Annotated in this window: 15 protein-coding genes; 8 read left to right on the top strand and 7 right to left on the bottom strand. The window is 70.9% G+C overall.

The window, feature by feature from the left end; translation table 11 throughout:
• Positions 1-16 precede the first annotated feature (16 nt).
• Entirely contained in the window at positions 17-382 is a 366-nt protein-coding gene (locus ACZ3OF_RS11095) for a winged helix-turn-helix transcriptional regulator (RefSeq protein WP_361668174.1), read from the top strand.
• 344 nt (positions 383-726) lie between these two features.
• On the opposite strand, the gene mgrA is transcribed toward ACZ3OF_RS11095, so the two are convergent.
• Positions 727-1,764: an L-glyceraldehyde 3-phosphate reductase gene (gene mgrA, locus ACZ3OF_RS11090; protein WP_361596956.1), complete on the bottom strand. Its 1,038-nt coding sequence runs from the start codon at positions 1,762-1,764 to the stop codon at positions 727-729.
• A gap of 110 nt (positions 1,765-1,874) precedes the next feature.
• On the opposite strand from mgrA, the gene ACZ3OF_RS11085 reads away from it, so the two are divergent.
• From ACZ3OF_RS11085 to ACZ3OF_RS11065, 5 genes are all read left to right on the top strand, one after another.
• Positions 1,875-2,636 (top strand): isoprenyl transferase, encoded by a 762-nt coding sequence (locus ACZ3OF_RS11085; protein ID WP_361668180.1) that lies wholly within the window; start codon positions 1,875-1,877, stop codon positions 2,634-2,636.
• A 421-nt stretch (positions 2,637-3,057) separates the two neighbouring features.
• Entirely contained in the window at positions 3,058-4,380 is a 1,323-nt protein-coding gene (locus tag ACZ3OF_RS11080; RefSeq protein WP_361436079.1) for a PhoH family protein, read from the top strand.
• 375 nt (positions 4,381-4,755) lie between these two features.
• The gene (locus ACZ3OF_RS11075; RefSeq protein WP_361668182.1) at positions 4,756-5,445 is read left to right on the top strand and encodes an aggregation-promoting factor C-terminal-like domain-containing protein; all 690 of its coding nucleotides are present in this window, start codon (positions 4,756-4,758) and stop codon (positions 5,443-5,445) included.
• 118 nt (positions 5,446-5,563) lie between these two features.
• Entirely contained in the window at positions 5,564-7,126 is a 1,563-nt protein-coding gene (locus tag ACZ3OF_RS11070; RefSeq protein WP_467304123.1) for an AI-2E family transporter, read from the top strand.
• Positions 7,123-7,815, top strand: coding sequence for a hypothetical protein (locus ACZ3OF_RS11065; RefSeq protein WP_467304121.1), 693 nt, complete (start codon positions 7,123-7,125; stop codon positions 7,813-7,815). Before ACZ3OF_RS11070 ends, ACZ3OF_RS11065 begins: the two co-directional genes overlap by 4 nt.
• Before the next feature lie 70 nt (positions 7,816-7,885).
• On the opposite strand, the gene ACZ3OF_RS11060 is transcribed toward ACZ3OF_RS11065, so the two are convergent.
• Entirely contained in the window at positions 7,886-8,419 is a 534-nt protein-coding gene (locus ACZ3OF_RS11060; RefSeq protein WP_137993612.1) for an alkyl hydroperoxide reductase, read from the bottom strand.
• A 6-nt stretch (positions 8,420-8,425) separates the two neighbouring features.
• The gene (locus tag ACZ3OF_RS11055) at positions 8,426-8,980 is read right to left on the bottom strand and encodes a peroxiredoxin (protein ID WP_260229113.1); all 555 of its coding nucleotides are present in this window, start codon (positions 8,978-8,980) and stop codon (positions 8,426-8,428) included.
• A 132-nt stretch (positions 8,981-9,112) separates the two neighbouring features.
• Between ACZ3OF_RS11055 and ACZ3OF_RS11050 the strand changes: the two genes are divergently transcribed.
• Positions 9,113-10,066 carry a LysR substrate-binding domain-containing protein gene (locus ACZ3OF_RS11050; protein ID WP_361668190.1) on the top strand — a complete coding sequence of 318 codons (954 nt, stop codon included), beginning with the start codon at positions 9,113-9,115 and terminating at the stop codon, positions 10,064-10,066.
• A 52-nt stretch (positions 10,067-10,118) separates the two neighbouring features.
• On the opposite strand, the gene ACZ3OF_RS11045 is transcribed toward ACZ3OF_RS11050, so the two are convergent.
• From ACZ3OF_RS11045 to ACZ3OF_RS11035, 3 genes are read right to left on the bottom strand one after another with little or no spacing between them, the layout of a single operon-like run.
• Entirely contained in the window at positions 10,119-12,467 is a 2,349-nt protein-coding gene (locus tag ACZ3OF_RS11045; protein WP_467304117.1) for an ABC transporter permease, read from the bottom strand.
• The gene (locus ACZ3OF_RS11040; protein WP_361668194.1) at positions 12,464-13,147 is read right to left on the bottom strand and encodes an ABC transporter ATP-binding protein; all 684 of its coding nucleotides are present in this window, start codon (positions 13,145-13,147) and stop codon (positions 12,464-12,466) included. The genes ACZ3OF_RS11045 and ACZ3OF_RS11040 overlap by 4 nt, the downstream gene beginning before the upstream one ends.
• Positions 13,144-13,668, bottom strand: coding sequence for a PadR family transcriptional regulator (locus ACZ3OF_RS11035; protein WP_467304114.1), 525 nt, complete (start codon positions 13,666-13,668; stop codon positions 13,144-13,146). Before ACZ3OF_RS11035 ends, ACZ3OF_RS11040 begins: the two co-directional genes overlap by 4 nt.
• Before the next feature lie 249 nt (positions 13,669-13,917).
• On the opposite strand from ACZ3OF_RS11035, the gene ACZ3OF_RS11030 reads away from it, so the two are divergent.
• Positions 13,918-16,107 carry a transglycosylase domain-containing protein gene (locus ACZ3OF_RS11030; protein ID WP_361668196.1) on the top strand — a complete coding sequence of 730 codons (2,190 nt, stop codon included), beginning with the start codon at positions 13,918-13,920 and terminating at the stop codon, positions 16,105-16,107.
• Between the two features lie 118 nt (positions 16,108-16,225).
• On the opposite strand, the gene ACZ3OF_RS11025 is transcribed toward ACZ3OF_RS11030, so the two are convergent.
• Complete coding sequence (locus ACZ3OF_RS11025; protein ID WP_467304111.1) at positions 16,226-18,295, bottom strand: SpoIIE family protein phosphatase; 2,070 nt, start codon at positions 18,293-18,295, stop codon at positions 16,226-16,228.
• Between the last annotated feature and the right edge of the window lie 172 nt (positions 18,296-18,467).

The raw sequence follows: 18,467 nt of genomic DNA, 5'->3' as shown, positions 1-18,467 counted from the left end.
GGGACGGGGAGTTGGCATGGCCAAGGGGCGGTTGACGTACGGCTGTGGGCTGGATGCGGCCGTCGACGTGGTCGGCGGGAAGTGGAAGCCGCTGATCCTGTGGGCGCTGCACGCGCACGGCCCGACCCGCTTCGGGGAGCTGAGGCGGCAGATCACGGGCGTCAGCGAGAAGGTGCTGATCCAGCAGTTGCGCGAGCTGGAGGCCGACGGAGTCGTCCACCGGGAGGTCTACCCGGAGGTTCCGCCCCGGGTGGAGTACTCCCTCACGGGGCTCGGCGAGGCGCTGAACACCGCGCTGCTGCCGCTGGGGGAGTGGGGCGAGCGCTTCATGGCCGAGATCCTCGCCGCCAAGGAGGCCCAGCGGTCCGTGGAGGCGGTCTGACCCGCGGCGCCGTCAACCGGGTGCCCTTCGTCGAGGGTCCCTCTTGGGAGGTACGGAACCCGCCGCCACGCCGGGGCACAAACCCGCCAGCGGGCCCTGTGGCCCTTGTCCCGACTGGGCTCCGCGTCATCCCGGACAGGCCGTCCGTACCGCTTGGCACGCAGCACGGCTTCTGAAGGGTTATGGTGGAAACCCCCCCTCGGGCCGGTCCGTATCCCCCCCACGGACCGGCCCGTTTTTTCTTTCCCCCGGCCCGCCGCCTCGGCCTCCCGGCCCGCCGCCTCGGCCTCCCGGCCGCCGCCCAGGACCGGTATCGCCTCGTCCCGTGCCTCGGCGCGGTCGCCTCAGCCGCGTCCGGCCCAGATGTTGGTGCCCTCGGTGTCCACGGCGAAGGAGTCGATCTCCGTCAGCTCCGCCTCCGTCAGCGGAGGCCCGGCCAGCGCGGCCACGTTCTCCTCCAGCTGCGCGACGCTGGACGCGCCGATCAGCGCCGAGGTCATCCGCTCGTCGCGCAGCACCCAGCAGAGCGCCAGCTGCGCCAGCGACTGCCCACGGCGCTCGGCGATGCCGGCCAGGCCGTGCAGCCGGCGCATCACCTCGTCGGAGAGCAGGTTCGGGTCGAGGGACTTGCCCTGCGTGGCCCGCGACCCCTCCGGGATGCCCTTCAGGTACTTGTTCGTGAGCAGACCCTGGGCCAGCGGCACGAAGGAGATGCAGCCCATGCCGGCCGCCTCCAGCGTGTCGAGGAGGGCGTCCTCCTCGGTCCAGCGGTTGATCATCGAGTACGACGGCTGGTGGATGAGCGCCGGGACGCCCATGTCCTTGAGGATCCGCGCGGCCTCGGCCGTCTGCTCGCTGTTGTAGGACGAGACGCCGACGTACAGCGCCTTGCCCTGCTGGACGGCGGAGGCGAGCGCCCCCATCGTCTCCTCCAGCGGGGTGTGCGGGTCGAAGCGGTGCGAGTAGAAGATGTCGACGTAGTCGAGGCCCATGCGCTTCAGGGAGGCGTCGAGCGAGGACATCAGGTACTTGCGGGAGCCCCACTCGCCGTACGGGCCGGGGTGCATCTCGTATCCCGCCTTGGTCGAGACGATCAGCTCGTCCCGGTACCGGGCGAAGTCCTGGGCGAAGATCTTGCCGAAGTTCAGCTCGGCGGAGCCGGGCGGCGGCCCGTAGTTGTTCGCCAGGTCGAAGTGGGTGACGCCGAGGTCGAAGGCGCGGCGCAGGATCGCGCGCTGCGTGTCGAGCGCGCGGTCGTCGCCGAAGTTGTGCCAGAGGCCGAGGGAGACGGCGGGGAGCTTGAGTCCGCTGCGGCCCGTGCGGCGGTACTCCATGTGCTCGTAGCGGTCCGCCGAGGCGCGGTAGATCGGGGAATCAGTCACGTATCTCTGCTTATCACGGACTTGTGACAGTCCCGGGCTGGGAGCCTGTTACCCGTCCGCAGTAATGTGTCGGCTTCGGGGACCGCCGCAGCATGGAGGGGTTAAGAACAGTGAACCTGCGCGACCTGGTGTACGGGCTATACGCACGCCGGGTGGAAGGCCGCCTCGACCACACCCAGGTGCCCAAGCACATCGGTGTCATCCTCGACGGCAACCGGCGCTGGGCCAAGGCCTCCGGTGGGACCCCCGAGCAGGGCCACAAGGCCGGCGCGGACAAGATCCAGGAGCTGCTCGGCTGGTGTGCCGAGACGGACGTCGAGGTCGTCACGCTCTGGATGCTCTCGACGGACAACCTGAACCGGCCCGAGGACCAGCTCGTCCCGCTGCTCTCCATCATCGAGGGTGCGGTGCGCGCCCTGGCCTCCGACGGCCGCTGGCGGGTGCACCACGTGGGCACGCTGGACCTGCTGCCGGCCCGTACCCAGTCCGTACTGAAGGAGGCCGAGCAGTCCACGCGCGACAACACGGGGATACTCGTGAACGTCGCCGTGGGCTACGGAGGCCGTCAGGAGATCGCGGACGCGGTCCGCTCGCTGCTTCTGGAGCACGCGGAGAAGGGGACGAGCTTCGAGGAGCTCGCCGAGATCGTCGACGTCGAACACATCTCCGAGCACCTCTACACGCGCGGCCAGCCCGACCCGGACCTGGTGATCCGTACGAGTGGTGAGCAGCGGCTGTCGGGCTTCATGCTGTGGCAGAGCGCGCACTCCGAGTACTACTTCTGCGAGGTCCACTGGCCGGCCTTCCGTAAGGTCGACTTCCTGCGGGCGCTGCGCGACTACGCCGCCCGTCACCGCCGCTACGGCACCTGACGCACCTGAGGCGGGCGCGGGCGCGGGCGGTACGGAAGCGGAAGCAGCCCGTACGCCCGGAGCGGTACGGGAGCGGTACGGGAGCGGTACGGAAGCAGCCCCGGAAGCCCGGGAAGGCCGGAAGAGCGGATTCCGTCGCGGGACGATCACCGGACGTTCGACTCTGTTCACGAACACGTCGTCATATGCCATGGCATGGCTGAGGGTCTTCCAGGGAATACCCCTTCCAGAGTGAGCGGCACGGAGACCGCCACCCGGGAGGCCCGTTGCACCAGGACGACCGTGCAGGACATGTACGGACGGAGCGGAGGGCCGGAGCTCGGCCCGCGCATCGTGGCCAGAGCCCGGTCCCATCCCGCAGCGACACCGCTTCCGTCGCGCCCCGACCTCTCAGGGGTCGTCAAAGGGGGTCTGTCCTTCCGTGGTGACCAGCACTAAGCGCCGCTTGTCCGACAGGCGCACCTATGTACTCGACACCAGCGTCCTGCTGGCCGACCCCAACGCAGTGTCACGGTTCGACGAGCACGAGGTCGTGCTCCCGATCGTCGTGGTCACCGAGTTGGAGGCCAAGCGGCACCACCCCGAGCTCGGCTACTTCGCCCGGGCGGCCCTGCGCCTCCTGGACGACTTCCGGGTCCGGTACGGGCGCCTGGACTCGCCGCTCCCCATCGGGGAGCTGGGCGGCACCCTGCGTGTCGAGCTGAACCATTCGGACCCCGGTGTGCTCCCGGCCGGCTACCGGCTGGGGGACAACGACTCCCGGATCCTGGCCGTCGCGCGCAATCTCCAGGCCGAGGGGTACGACGTCACGGTCGTCTCCAAGGACCTGCCGCTGCGCATCAAGGCGTCCTCGGTCGGTCTCCTCGCGGAGGAGTACCGCGCCGAGCTCGCCATCACGGACTCCGGCTGGACCGGAATGTCCGAACTGGCCCTTTCGGCCGACCAGGTGGACATCCTCTACGACCAGGAGACGCTGTACGTGCCGGAGGCCGCCGAGCTTCCGGTGCACACGGGCCTGGTCCTGCAGTCCGAGCGGGGCAAGGCGCTCGGCCGGATCACGGCGGAGGGCAACGTCCGGCTGGTGCGCGGTGACCGGGAGGCCTTCGGCATCCGCGGCCGCAGCGCCGAGCAGCGGATCGCGCTGGATCTGCTCCTCGACCCTGACGTCGGCATCATCTCGATGGGCGGCCGGGCCGGTACGGGCAAGTCGGCGCTCGCCCTGTGCGCGGGCCTGGAAGCGGTCCTGGAGCGCCGGCAGCACCAGAAGGTGATGGTGTTCCGTCCGCTGTACGCGGTCGGCGGCCAGGAGCTCGGCTATCTGCCGGGCAGCGAGGCCGAGAAGATGAGCCCCTGGGCGCAGGCGGTCTTCGACACGCTCTCGGCCGTGGCGGGCCGTGAGGTCATCGAGGAGGTGCTCGGGCGCGGGATGCTGGAGGTCCTGCCGCTCACCCACATCCGGGGCCGCTCCCTCCACGACGCGTTCGTCATCGTGGACGAGGCCCAGTCGTTGGAGCGGAACGTCCTGCTGACCGTTCTGTCCCGGATCGGGGCGAATTCCCGGGTGGTGCTGACCCATGACGTCGCGCAGCGCGACAACCTGCGGGTCGGCCGGTACGACGGAGTCGTCGCCGTCGTCGAGAAGCTGAAGGGGCATCCGCTCTTCGCGCACGTCACGCTGACCCGCTCGGAGCGCTCGCAGATCGCCGCCCTGGTGACCGAAATGCTGGAGGACGTTCAGATCTGACCCGTTTCGCACACTCCCGTACGGGTACGGGAGTTGGCGCCGCCCGGCAGAGCGCAGGAGCTTAGCCGGGCGGCGTCGTGCTGTCCGGGGAATCGGCCAAATCTCCTGCGACTTACGAGGTGTGAGCTTTCACACGCAACTCAGAATTGCCTTGCGGTATCGGCGTCCGGCAGAGTCTTGCTTCCGTCAGGCCCCGCATACGGCACACGTGCACCTCCAGAGGTGCTGCACCACACAACTCAACAGCCGTTCGCCGTATGCCGCCCACAGCACCACGGGCCCGTGTCTTCTGTGACCCAGTATTCGGAGACCAGCGCCAGGGGCACGATTTCGCCCACGTGGTCACCTCTGTGGGCGATGCTGGAAGGAAACCGTGTGAGCCGGATCTCGGTCCGGGGATTCGCGGTGGCTTCGGCCACTGCGGTCACCACCGTCGGCGCCGTCGTGGGCGTTGCCTCGGGCAACACCCAGCCCTCGGGCGACAACTTCGAGGCCACCGCGGCCGACACCACGCTGCTCGCGGACATCCCCGTGGGCGAGCAGGCCCAGGTACAGGTCTCCTCGCTCTCGGAGCAGGCCGACGTCCAGGCCGCCGCGGCCGACTCGGCCATGAAGAAGTCCGCGGAGGAAGCGGCCCGTGTTCAGGCCGCCAAGGACGCAGAGGCGAAGAAGAAGGCTGCCGACAAGGCGGAGAAGGAGCGCAAGGAGGCCGCCGAGCGCGCCGAGCGTTCCTCCGTCCGTGACGCGTCGAGCTTCTCGGCCCAGGGGTCCTACTCCATCTCCGAGGTCAAGGCGATCGCTCGTCAGATGATCCCGGCCTCGCAGTTCCAGTGCTTCAGCAACATCGTGGACCACGAGTCCGGCTGGAACTACCGCGCGACCAACCCGTCCTCGGGCGCGTACGGTCTCGTCCAGGCACTCCCCGGTTCGAAGATGTCGTCGGCGGGCGCCGACTGGCAGACGAACCCGGCCACCCAGATCAAGTGGGGCCTGAACTACATGAACAACCGCTACGACAGCCCCTGCGGCGCGTGGAACTTCTGGCAGGCCAACCGCTGGTACTAGTACCGGCGCTCTCAACCCTGCTGAGCCCCTCACCGTCCTACGGTGGGGGGCTTCATGCGTGTAGGTTCGGGCCCACGTGCTCCCCGGGGGAGTGAGCGGGGGAAGAGGGAAGAAAGAGATGTCGAGACTGCCAGGATGGCTGAGTCGGCTGGGCGACGAGCTGAGCCGCATGGGCGAACGCCTGGACGAGCGCCGTGCCCGCGCGGAGCGCGCGCACGACCTGGGCGTGGACGACGTGTCCACGCCCGGCGGCGGCTCCGGCGGGGGTGGCAGGCCGGGCGCCGGGCCGGAGCGTGACGACGAAGCGGCCACGGGCCACGGCCCGGAGGGAGCACCCGAGCCGGCGTCCGGCGACGACCGGTTCGCCAAGGGCGCGTCCTCGTCCGAACCCACATCCGGTGCCGACCGTGAACCCGGGCGCGAGGGAGGCCGCGAGGCCGAGCGGTGGCCCGGCAAGCGGCGGACGCCGCAGCGGAGCGCCGCGGCCGTCTCCGTACCTGCGCCCCCCGACTACGCCCCCGCCGTCGCCGCCCGGCCGGACCCCGTCGCCGCGATCCCGTGGGGCATGCGGGTCGCTGCCGAGGCGGGCTGGCGGCTGCTCGTGCTCGCCGGCACCCTCTGGGTGCTGATGAAGGTGATCAGCTCGGTGCAGCTGGTCGTCCTCGCCTTCGTCGCCGCCCTCCTCATCACCGCCCTGCTCCAGCCGACCGTCGCGCGGCTGCGCAAGATGGGTCTGCCGCGCGGGGTGGCCACGGCGGTCACCGCCGTCTCCGGCTTCGTGATCATGGGGCTCGTCGGCTGGTTCGTGGTCTGGCAGGTCATGGACAACATCGACAACCTCTCGGACCGTGTCCGGGACGGTATCGAGGAGCTGAAGCGCTGGCTGCTGGACAGCCCGTTCCATGTGACCGAGAAGCAGATCAACGACATCGCCAAGAACCTCAGCGACACGATCGGCGCGAACACCGAGCAGATCACCTCCGCCGGGCTCCAGGGCGTGACCGTCGTCATCGAGGCGATCACCGGGATACTGCTCGCGATGTTCTCGACCCTCTTCCTCCTCTACGACGGGAAGAAGGTCTGGCAGTGGACGCTGAAGCTGGTGCCCGCCCAGGCCCGGCCCGGTGTCGCGGGCGCGGGGCCGCGGGCCTGGCGGACGCTGACGGCGTATGTGCGGGGAACGGTGCTGGTCGCCCTGATCGACGCGGTCTTCATCGGCCTCGGGCTGTACTTCCTCGACGTGCCGATGGCCGTCCCGCTCGCCGTCTTCATCTTCCTGTTCGCCTTCATCCCGCTCGTCGGCGCCGTGATCTCCGGCGCCCTGGCGGTCGTGGTCGCGCTGGTCACCAACGGGGTGTTCACCGCCCTGATGGTGCTCGTCGTGGTCCTGGCCGTGCAGCAGATCGAGGGCCATGTGCTCCAGCCGTTCATCCTGGGCCGCGCGGTACGGGTCCATCCGCTCGCCGTCGTCCTCGCGGTCGCGGCCGGCGGACTGACCGCCGGCATCGGCGGCGCGGTGGTCGCGGTGCCGCTGGTCGCGGTCACCAACACCGTGGTCGGCTACCTGCGCGCGTACAGCCATGAACAGGCCCTGCTCAGTACCCCCGAGCCGCGGGGCGCGACCGCGTTCGCCGTCGCGCCGACCCCGGCGCCCGGCTCCAAGGACCGGGGCGACGCGTGATCTCCGAGCCGGAGCTGGTGGGCGGGGCGGACTTCCCGGCCGGCCAGGTCCTCACGCCGGAGCCGACCGAGCCTCGGGAGCCCCGCCCCCGCCGCCCCTGGCTGTGGGCGCTCGGCGGCGCGGTGGTGGCTTCGGCGGTGTGGGGCGCGGGACTGTACGCGTACGAGCGGAGCCAGGACGAAGGGCCGGACCTCGGGGGGTACCGCACCGTCGCGGACCTCTGCGAGAAGGCGGAGCTGAAGGCGCTGACCGGGATCCTCGGCGCGAAGTCCACGGACGTCGGGGCATCGGCGGAGGACCACGCGGCGCTCCACACGGCGCACTGCTCGGTGACGCTCGGCGCGCCGGACACCGGCTACAGCGTCTCGCTCACGTACCGGCTGCACAAGGTGACCGACCCGGGGCCGGAGTTCGCGGCCATGCACGAGAGTCCCGCCATGTCGGACTACGAACGGGTCGAGGGCGTGGGGGAGAGCGCCTACACCGTCCTGCACCCGGACGACGAGGGTGCCGAGATGAGCGTGCTGGACGGGCAGGTCGAGCTGATGATCTCCCTCAGCGCGAACGTCGTCTGGGACGAGGACGAGGGCCGGGGGGTCGTCGAGACCGAGAAGATCGACCTCTCCGGTATCGAGACCGTGCTCGCCCAGGACCTCGACGCGCTGATGGCCGCGCTCAAGAAGCCCTGACGGCCGCGCTCAGGACATGACGGAAGGGCCCCGGGGAAACCCGGGGCCCTTCCTGTCGAGCGTGTTCGCCCTACTCGGCGATGAGCGCTTCCGCGTCCAGCGTCACGCCGACCGCCTGGATCACCGAGGCGATCTTGACGGCCTCCTGGATCGTCTCGCGGTCGACACCGGCCTTGCGCAGGACCTGCTCGTGCGAGTCCAGGCACTGGCCGCAGCCGTTGATCGCGGAGACGGCCAGCGACCACAGCTCGAAGTCGACCTTCTCGACGCCCGGGTTGCCGATGACGTTCATCCGCAGACCGGCGCGCATCGTCCCGTACTCCGGGTCGGACAGCAGGTGCCGGGTCCGGTAGAAGACGTTGTTCATCGCCATGATCGCGGCGGCGGACTTGGCCGCCGTGTACGCCTCGGGCTTGAGGTTGGCCTTGGCCTCCGGCTCCAGCTCCGCGAGGACCTTCGGCGAGCGCGAGGCGATCGCGCAGGCGAGGACCGTGCCCCAGAGCTGCTGCTGCGGGAGCTCGCTGTTGCCGATGACCGAACCGAGGTTCAGCTTCAGGTCCTTGGCGAAGTCCGGTATGGCGGACTTGAGTTCATCGAGAGCCATGGCGGATCACTCGCCCGACAGGAGCGCGACCGGGTCGAGGGTGTTCTCGCCCTTGGTCCAGTTGCACGGGCACAGCTCGTCGGTCTGCAGGGCGTCCAGGACCCGCAGGACCTCCTTGGGGTTACGGCCCACGGAGCCGGCGGTCACCATGGTGAACTGGATCTCGTTGTTCGGGTCCACGATGAAGACGGCGCGCTGGGCGAAGCCGTCCTCGCCCTCGACGCCGCAGTCGCGCATCAGCTCGTGCTTGGAGTCGGCGAGCATCGGGAAGGGCAGGTCACGCAGGTCGGCGTGGTCCTTGCGCCAGGCGTGGTGCACGAACTCGGAGTCGCCGGAGGCGCCGAGGATCTGGGCGTCGCGGTCCGCGAACTCGTCGTTCAGCTTGCCGAAGGCGGCGATCTCGGTCGGGCAGACGAAGGTGAAGTCCTTGGGCCAGAAGAACACCACGCGCCACTTGCCCTCGTAGGACTTGTGGTTGATCTGCTCGAACTCCTTGCCGCTCTCCAGCGACACGCAGGCGGTCAGGTCGTAGGTGGGGAACTGGTCACCGACAGTGAGCACGCGCTCTCCTTGCAAGTTGGAAGGTCCCTTTTGAGGTCTTCCGTGAGGGGTTGGACGGGCTTCATCCTGGCACGGAGTGCATTGATCAGTGAAATAGCTAGACTGCGTCGGGTTGATCGAAGGTGGTTATCAGTGATCCCTGCACGACGTGTGAAGCAGCCCAGCCTGTCCCAGCTCAGAGCCTTCGCGGCGGTCGCGGAGCATCTGCACTTCCGGGACGCGGCGGCGGCGATCGGAATGAGCCAGCCGGCGCTCTCGGGCGCGGTTTCGGCTCTCGAAGAGGCACTCGGTGTCCAGCTCCTCGAGCGTACGACGCGCAAGGTGCTGCTCTCGCCCGCGGGTGAGCGGCTCGCGGTGCGGGCCCGGGGTGTGCTGGACGCCGTGTCGGAGCTGATGGAGGAGGCGGAGGCGGCGCAGGCCCCGTTCACGGGGGTGCTGCGGCTCGGGGTGATCCCGACCGTCGCGCCGTATCTGCTGCCCACCGTCCTGGGTCTGGTCCATGAGCGCTATCCGGAGCTCGACCTCCAGGTCCACGAGGAGCAGACCTCCTCGCTCCTGGAGGGGCTCGCGGCCGGCCGGCTCGACCTGCTGCTGCTCGCCGTGCCGCTGGGTGTGCCCGGCGTCACCGAACTCCCGCTCTTCGACGAGGACTTCGTGCTCGTCACCCCGCGCGGCCACGCGCTGGCCGACCGGGACGACATTCCGCGCGAGGCCCTGAAGGAGCTGAACCTGCTGCTCCTCGACGAGGGACACTGCCTGCGCGACCAGGCCCTCGACATCTGCCGGGAGGCGGGGCGTACGGAGGGGACGCCGGTCACCACGACCGCGGCGGGTCTCTCCACGCTGGTCCAGCTGGTGGCGGGCGGGCTCGGGGTGACGCTGCTCCCGCGCACGGCGGTCAAGGTCGAGACCGGGCGCAACGCGGCCCTGTTCACCGGCTGCTTCACCGACCCCGCGCCCTCGCGCCAGGTCGCCCTCGCCATGCGCACGGGTGCGGCCCGGCAGGCGGAGTTCGAGGAGCTGGCGGAGGCGCTGCGGGGTGCGATGAGGCGCCTTCCGGTACGGGTGGTGGGCGCCGGCTCCTGAAACCCCCGGTTCCAGGATCCGACGCCCAGGCGTCGTACATGCGCTCGACGGGTTATTCGGTCCTCAGCCCGTCCGCTCGCATCAGGCGCCACAGCACCGGCATGCTCAGCAGCGTGACGGCCGCGATCAGCGCGATGCCGATTCCGGTGACGGGCAGGAAGACCCACCAGTCCAGGACCTGTTGCCCCGTCATCTTCAGCAGGACGACGCCGAGTCCGAGCCCGCCCGCCACGGCCAGGGCGAGGCCGAGCGCGATCGGTACGGCCGTCTGCCACAGCACCGACCAGCTCAGTGTGGTGCGCCGGGTGCCGAAGGCGACCAGCGAGGAGAGCAGCCGCTTGCGGTCCCTGAGCTGTTCGAGCGTGGTCACCAGGAGCGAGGCCGCCACCAGGAGCATCGTGAGGGTGGAGCCGACGAGGATGCCGGTGCGGACGCTGGCGAACTGCGCGTTCCGCTCGGTGTTCTTGAGCGTGCGTACCCACGAGGTCGGGTCGAGGGCCACCGCCGTGTTCCGTACGTACTCGGCGGCGTCCGGCACGGCCGGGTCGAGCCGCACCATGGCGAGCGCGGCGGGATCGTCGAGCCGGGCCGCGTCGATCGACGACGGGGTGGCGAGGATCCCGAACTCGTACATGCCCGTCGGGTCGGGGCGGGAGTCCACGATCCGGGCGGTGGTGGGCAGGCGCCACTGGGGGAGCGTGCCCTTGTGCTCGTCCGGGTCCCGCAGGGCGACCGTCCGGCCCGGCTTCGCGGTCTGCGTGACCCAGCTGTCGGGCGGCGCGCCCTGGGCGCCGTGGGCGAGGGCGATGAAGACGTCGCCGTCCGCGCAGGAGGGCAGCTTCGCGAACTCGCGGAGGGAGGCGCAGTCGCCGACCTTGATCGAGGTGAGCGGGGCGAAGTCCTCGCCCTCCTTGAGGGCGCCCGGCCGCCACGCGTAGGACGTGATCGTGCCGGACACTCCGCTGACGCCCGGGGTCTGCCTGAAGCGGGTGATCATCTCCCGGGCCTCGTCGCCGGTCGTCGCCTCCGTCTCGGCGACGAGCTGGGCCCGTGTGGAGTCCTCGCCGGTGGCCTGGGTGAATCCCTGCTCCATCGCCTGGAAGAGCATCTGGAGCGCGATCGCGCCGGCCGCCGCGACGACGATGCCGCTGACGGCGCGGGCCGCCGTCCCGCTGCTCAGCTGGAGCCTGCGGACGGCGAGCTGCCAGGACACCGGCCCCCGGTGCAGCCGCTTCACACCGGCTTCGACGAGCCACGGCAGCAGGGTGGTGAGGCCGATCAGGGCGAGCGTGACACCGGCTCCGATGCCCACGGTGTCGATGGCGGTCTGGTTCACCTCCACCGTCCCGAACAGCGGCACGAGCAGGGCCACGCCCGCCGCCAGGAGCAGCAGCCGCCACCACAGCCGGCGGCGGCGCGGCGCGGCGGAACGGACGACGCCGAGCGGCTCGATCGCCACGCCACGCAGGGCGAAGAGGGTGACGACGACCGAGGCGACCGGGACCACGACGAGGACGAGTGCGGCGAGGGCGGGCACCGGCACGACGTCGGACGGGAACGCGTTGACGTCCCAGATGGTGACCGTACCGGCGAACTGCCGGGCCACGGCGAAGAGTCCGACGCCGACCGCGAGGCCGAGGAGCGCGCCCGCCAGGGACTCGCCGGCCGCGATCCGCCGGGTCGTCGCGGTGTCCGCGCCGACGAGGCGGAGCGCCGCGAGCCGCCGGTCGCGCTGTTCGCCGCCGAAGCGGACGGCGGTCGCGATGAAGACGAGCACCGGGAGGAGCAGGACGACGGAGGCGACGAGGACGAGGAGGATCAGGAACGCGTTGAACGGTTCGGCGGGCACCGACCAGCCGTAGCGCGATCCGCGACCGTCGTAGTTGTCGGTGGTGAGGAAGTCGACGTGGGCGACGTAGCGCAGTTCGGCGGGGCCGATGAGTCCCGCGTCGCCGATCGTCCCGACGGCCTCGTAGGGGAGCCGCTCCTTGAGGAGGGTGCCTTCGGGGGAGTCGAGCAGGTCGCGGAGCGCGGGCGAGACGAGCATCTCGCCGTTCGCGGGCAGCTTCGCCACGCCGGGCGGGAGAGGTGTCTCCGTGCCCTCGGGGCGCAGGAGGAGCCCGGTGACGGAGGTGTCCCGGTAGGTCGTGGTCTGTCCGAGGTGGAGAAAGGTGTCGGCGCGGGGGCCGGTCTCCTGCTCGCTGCCGTCGACGGAGCGGGTCGCCTCGCGGACCTCCCGCTGGAAGAGCATGCCGGGCAGGGAGGCGGCGGCGAGCAGCAGGGCCACGCCGAAGCCGACGCCGAGCGCGGTCAGCAGGGTGCGGAGCAGGCCCGACCGTCCTCCGGTGACCGCGAACCGGGCGCCGAGCGTCAGATCGCGGGACCAGGTACGGAGCCTCATACCGCCCACTCCGTGTCGCGCACGGCGCCGTCGCGGACGACGACCTCGCGGTCGGAGTAGGCGGCGACGCGGGGCTCGTGGGTGACGAGGACGACGGCGGCGCCGGTGTCACGGGCGGCGTCCGTGAGCAGCTCCATCACGCGTTCGCCGTTGAGGGAGTCGAGCGCGCCGGTCGGCTCGTCGGCGAAGAGCACCCGGGGCGCGGTGACGAGCGAGCGGGCGACCGCGACCCGCTGGCCCTGGCCGCCGGATATCTCGCCGGGCCGCTTGCCGGCGATGTCGCCGACCTCCAGGCGGTCCAGCCACTCCCGGGCGCGGGTCTCGGAGCTCCTGCGCCGCTCGCCGTTCAAGCGCAGCGGAAGGGCGACGTTCTCGACGCAGGTCAGCTCCGGCACGAGCTGTCCGAACTGGAAGACGAAGCCGAAGTCGGTGCGGCGCAGGGCGCTGCGTTCGCCGTCCGACAGGGCGGTCAGCTCACGCCCGTCGTAGGTGATGGTTCCGGCGTCGGGTCGGACGATCCCGGCGAGGCAGTGCAGCAGCGTGGACTTCCCGGAGCCCGAGGGGCCCATCACGGCGACGACCTCGCCGGCCCGGATGGCGAAGTCGGCGCCGGAGAGCGCCGGGGTCGGTCCGTACGCCTTGTCCAGGCCCGTCGCCCGGAGCAGGGGGGTGGCGGTCATCGGCTGATCTCCTCGGCGAGGCGGTCGAGCCGGGCGGCGGTCAGCTCCAGCCAGCGCAGATCGGCTTCGAGGTGGAAGAGCGCGTGGTCGCAGATCAGCTGGTCGGCGAGGTCGCCGCCCTTCTTGCGCCGGGTCAGGTCGCGCATCAGCCGAAGGTGCTCCGCGCGCTGGACGTCGAGCAGCTCGGCGGCGCCGCGTCCGGTGAGGAGCGCGAGGACGACCTTGGTGTAGAGCGTGGACTGGAGGTACGGCTCAGGCTTCTCGGGCCGGCTCAGCCACTGCTCGACGTCGGTGACGCCGGCCTCGGTGATGGCGTACCGCTTCCGCTCGGGGCCTTCGCCGGCCTCGATGCTGTCGACCTCGACCAGGCCGTTCTTCAGCAGCCGGGACATCGTCGAGTAGACCTGCCCGTAGTGCAGGGGACGGTCGTGGCCGAACTTCTCGTCGAAGGCGCGCTTCAGGTCGTAGCCGTGGCGCGGACCGGACTCCAGGAGCCCGAGAAGGGTGTGTCCGATTGACATGCCGTCACTCTACACCCTGTGTATACGCACAGTTTATAGCTGCGCTGACCAGGGGTGACGTGAGTTGTGACCTGCGCCGCACAACCATCCGTGCCTCAGGAGCGTCGGTTCCAGCGGGACAGGTGCTGATTCTCACGTCCGGAAAAGACCGGATCGAGTGCACTTTGTCAGCATCGGCGGTGTTAGCTTGCTGAGCTGATTCGGAGCGGACACCTGCCCGAGACCACGACGAGCGGAGCGACGGAGAACATGGGCCGAGCGGACAAGGGCCAGGGGAAGAAGGGCGGGCGCATACGCCGTCTCTTCACCTGGAAGAAGATCCTGGGCACGTTCTTCGTCGGCTGCCTGCTCCTGATGGGCGCGTTCTACACGATCTACGTGATGGTCCCGGTGCCGACCGCCAACGCCCAGGCGACCATGCAGAGCAACGTCTACAAGTACGCGAACGGCAAGATCCTCGCCCGCACCGGCGAGATCAACCGCGAGATCGTTGGCCTGGAGAAGATCCCGCGCGAGGTGCAGTACGCCTTCGTCGCCGCCGAGAACAAGACCTTCTACAAGGACAACGGCATCGACATCAAGGGCACCGTCCGCGGCGCCCTGAACACCATCTCCGGCAAGGGCAAGCAGGGTGGTTCGACCATCACCCAGCAGTACGTGAAGAACTACTACCTGGACCAGGACCAGACGGTCACCCGCAAGCTCCGGGAAATGGTGATCGCGCTCAAGGTCGACCAGCAGAGTTCGAAGTCGGACATCCTCGCCGGGTACATGAACACGAGCTTCTACGGCCGCAGCGCGTACGGCATCCAGGCCGCCGCCCAGTCGTACTACGGCGTCGACGCCGCCAAGCTGAACGTCGCCCAGGGCGCCTACCTCGCCTCCCTGCTCCAGGCCCCCAACCAGTACGACTGGACCGCCGCCTCGCCCACCGGCCGCAAGCTGGTCGAGGAGCGCTGGAACTACACCCTCGACAACATGGTCGAGGAGGGCTGGCTCGACCCGGCCGAGCGCGCCACGCTGAAGTTCCCCGCCCCGCTCAAGGAGAAGGCCGCCCCCGGTATGGAGGGGCAGCGCGGCTACCTCGTCGAGGCCGCCAACCAGGAGCTGATGCGTCAGGGCATCAGCGCCGAGGACATCAAGGCCGGCGGCTGGACGATCACGCTCAACATCGACGAGCAGAAGCAGAAGGACCTGGTCAAGGCGGTCGAGCGGCAGCTCGAGAAGAAGCTCGACCGCAAGGGCGACAAGAAGGACGCCACCGTCCAGGCCGGCGCCACATCCGTCGACCCGAAGACCGGCAAGGTCGTCGCGATGTACGGCGGCATCGGCGCCACCGAGCACTGGACGTCGAACGCCACCCGCCGCGACTACCAGCCCGCCTCGACGTTCAAGCCGATCGTCCTCGCCTCCGCCCTCGACAACCGCGCCCTGACCCAGGACGGCCGGAAGATCGGCCTCGGCACGATCTACGACGGCACCAGCAAGCGCCCCGTCGTCGGCAGCTCCATCCCCTTCAAGCCGGAGAACGAGGACAACCGCAGCTACGGCCCGGTCACCGTCCAGAAGGCCACCAACAGCTCGATCAACTCCGTCTTCGCGCAGATGATCGTGGACGTCGGCCCGGGCCCCACCAAGAAGACCGCGCTCGACCTCGGCATGAAGGACGGGGCGGACTTCGGCGAGACGCCCGCGATGTCGCTCGGCACCATGGGCGCCTCCACCTGGGACATGGCCGGCGTCTACGCCACGCTCGACAACCACGGCGTCAAGGTCACCCCGACGATCGTGAAGTCCGCCGAGCACAAGGACCGCAAGGCCGACCCGGTGAAGTCGATCGGCGGTCAGGTCATCAGCCGCGAGGCCGCCGACACCGTCACCAAGGGAATGACCGGCGTCGTCCGCAACGGCTCCGGCTTCCGCGCCGCGGGCGACTACGCGGCGGCGGGCAAGACCGGCACCTCGGAGAACAACCGCTCCGCCTGGTTCGTCGGCTACACCCCCGAACTGGTCACCGCCGTCGGCCTCTTCGGCGAGGACCCCAAGGGCAACCAGGTCACCCTGACCGACACGATCAACCCGGGCCGCGCCAACGGTGGCCGTACCCCCGCCGAGATCTGGGGCGACTACACCACCGCGGCGCTCGACGGCGGCTCCGACGCCCGGTTCGACCTGGAGACCGACGGCTCCGGTGACGTCGTGGAGCCGGACCCGACCCCGACGCGGACCGGCGACGCCCAGACGTCGACCCCGCCGCCCGTCACCCAGTCCCCGGACCCGACACCGCCGCCGACCTCGACGGCGACCACGCCGCCGCAGCCGACGGACACGATCACGGTGCCGCCGCCGCCCACGGAGACGACGGACCCGGTGCCACCGACGATCGAACCGCCGGTCGACGGCGACACCGAGAACGACGACGGACGCACCCGACGGTGACACGACGAAGGCCGGACCCGAGAGGGGTCCGGCCTTCGCCGTACGTCGCAACGCTCGGGCGGGCGTGACCGCTCAGGGCTGGACGTGAGGTCCGCGCCGCACGCTTGCGGCCGAACGCTCAGGAGCGCGTGGCCAGTTCGAACCAGACCACCTTGCCGCCCGAGAGCCGCGTCGCCCCCCACCGTCTGGCCAGCCGGTTCACCAGGAACAGCCCGCGTCCGCCCTCGTCCGTGTCCCGCGCCCGCCGCTGGCGCGGCAGCTGCGGGGAGTCGTCGCCGACCTCGCAGCGCAGGACGTCGGTCCTGAGCAGCCGCAGGGTCACCGGCCGCTCCGCGTACCGCACGGCGTTCGTCACGACCTCGCTGATCAGCAGCTCGACCGAGTCCGAGAGCTCCTCGAGGTCCCAGCGCGCCAGCGCCCGCCGGGCGAGCCGCCGGGCGCGACCGGGCGCCGCGTCCTCCGGCTCCAGGAACCAGTACGCCACATCGCTCGGCGCGATCCCGTCGAAGCGGGCCGCGAGCAGCGCGATGTCGTCGTCCCGGTCGCCGGGGCCGAGCATGTCGAGGACGTCGTCGCAGAGGGCCTCCAGGGGCGGTGAGTGGTCCGGGCCGGTCAGCTGGGCGGTCGCCGCCAGGCGCTCGCGGAGCTGCTCTATCCCGGTCCACACGTCCCGCAGCCGCGACTCGACCAGGCCGTCCGTGTACAGCAGCAGCGTGGCGCCCGCCGGGGCGTCCAGCTCGACCGCCTCGAAGTCGACCCCGCCCACGCCGATCGGCGCGCCCGGCGGCACGCGCAGGACCTCCGCCCGGCCGCCGAGGTGGAGCAGTATCGGCGGCGGATGGCCCGCGTTGGCGATGGTGATCCGGTGCGAGACCGGGTCGTACACCGCGTACATGCAGGTCGCCATGCGGTCCTGGCCGAGCCGCTGGGCCTGCTCGTCGAGGTGGTGCAGGACCTCCTGGGGCGGCAGGTCGAGCCCGGCCAGGGTCTGCGCCGTGGTCCGCAGCTGGCCCATGATCGCCGCGGAGGTCATGGAGTGGCCCATGACGTCGCCGACGACCAGCGCCACCCGGCTGCCGGGCAGCGGGATCGCGTCGTACCAGTCGCCGCCCACCCGGGCCGTCTCGGCGGCCGGAAGGTAGCGGGAGGCGAGCCGGACGCCGGTCGGCTGCGGCAGCGAGTCGGGGAGCATCGTGCGCTGGAGCTCGTCGGCGATGTACGCCTCACGGCCGTACAGCACGGCCTTGTCGATGCCGAGCGCGGTGTGGGTGGCGAGCTGGGCCGCGACGAGCAGGTCGTTGGGCTCGAAGGCGGGCCGTTCGGGACGGCGCAGGAAGACGGCGGCGCCGATGACCCGGCGGCGGCCCCGCAGCGGGGCCAGGATCGCGCGGTGGCCGCCGGGCAGGACGTGGTCCCGCCCGAGCAGCTCGGACAGGGCGGCGCGGGCGGCGGCGGAGTCGCCGAAGACCGGCCGCACCCCGCGCAGCACCTCGGCCAGGGCCCCACCGGAGCGCACCTCGCAGAGTTCGGCCGCGGGGGTCGGGTCGGGGTCGGGGACGAGGGTCAGCTCCTCGCCCTCCACGTCTGTTAAACGGAGCCGGTCGGTGCGGCGCAGCCGCAGCACGAACGGCGCGACCGGCCGTTCGTCGCCCACCGGGAGCGGGTCGCGCAGATAGACCAGGATCGCGTCGGAGAAGGTCGGCACGGTCGCCCGGCAGAGCCCGAGCACGATCTCGTCGAGGTCTATCCCGCGCGCGATCCGCCGCGTCGCCGCGCCCACGAACCGCAGCCGGTCGCCCTCGCGCCGGGCCGCGGCCCCGTCCTGTGCCGGCGGGGCGCCGGGGGTTTCCGGGGCGCTCGGGGTGGCGGGTGTGGCGTTCACGGCCATCGCGACCGCCGGGGCGGCCGTCTGCGCGGGCGTGCCGCCTCCGGCGTCGCCCGCCGTGTGCGGCGCCGCCTGCCCGGGCACGGGACGGCCGGTGCCGTCGCCCGTACCGTCCGCTGTGTGCTCACGGTCGGTGCCCGGCGTGCCGTCGGGGCGTCTGCCGGCGGCGGCGGACCGGGGACCTGCCGAGCCGGGCTGCGCCGGCACCGGCGCCTCGGCCGCTTGCTGCCGGGGGCGGGTGCGCTCGTGCGGCCGGGCAGCCAGCGGCTGCCGGCCTTCGTGGGAGGTGGGATGCTCCGTCACGCGTGGGATTCCGTCCGTCCGGGCCGGTGGTGCGATGCACTCGCTCTTCTCGCCGATGCCGCGCCTTCACGGGGGATAAACCCCTGGCGCGCGGTGGATCTGAATGCCCCGCGAGCAGCGGCTACGACAGGGGTCGGCACACCCGGGCAGACGTCCGGCACTGCTCTCCCCC

The sequence above is a fragment of the Streptomyces sp. NPDC022552 genome, from assembly GCF_055561875.1.
Note: the sequence above shows the minus strand (reverse complement) of the source record. Positions and strands in the feature narration are given on the sequence as shown.

Excerpts from the sequence above, each read along its gene's own strand:
- ACZ3OF_RS11095 (WP_361668174.1), top strand. The coding sequence starts at position 17 with ATGGCCAAGGGGCGGTTGACGTACGGCTGTGGGCTGGATGCGGCCGTC.
- ACZ3OF_RS11070 (WP_467304123.1), top strand. The coding sequence starts at position 5,564 with ATGTCGAGACTGCCAGGATGGCTGAGTCGGCTGGGCGACGAGCTGAGC.
- ACZ3OF_RS11060 (WP_137993612.1), bottom strand. The coding sequence starts at position 8,419 with ATGGCTCTCGATGAACTCAAGTCCGCCATACCGGACTTCGCCAAGGAC.
- ACZ3OF_RS11045 (WP_467304117.1), bottom strand. The coding sequence starts at position 12,467 with ATGAGGCTCCGTACCTGGTCCCGCGATCTGACGCTCGGCGCCCGGTTC.
- ACZ3OF_RS11040 (WP_361668194.1), bottom strand. The coding sequence starts at position 13,147 with ATGACCGCCACCCCCCTGCTCCGGGCGACGGGCCTGGACAAGGCGTAC.
- ACZ3OF_RS11035 (WP_467304114.1), bottom strand. The coding sequence starts at position 13,668 with ATGTCAATCGGACACACCCTTCTCGGGCTCCTGGAGTCCGGTCCGCGC.
- ACZ3OF_RS11030 (WP_361668196.1), top strand. The coding sequence starts at position 13,918 with ATGGGCCGAGCGGACAAGGGCCAGGGGAAGAAGGGCGGGCGCATACGC.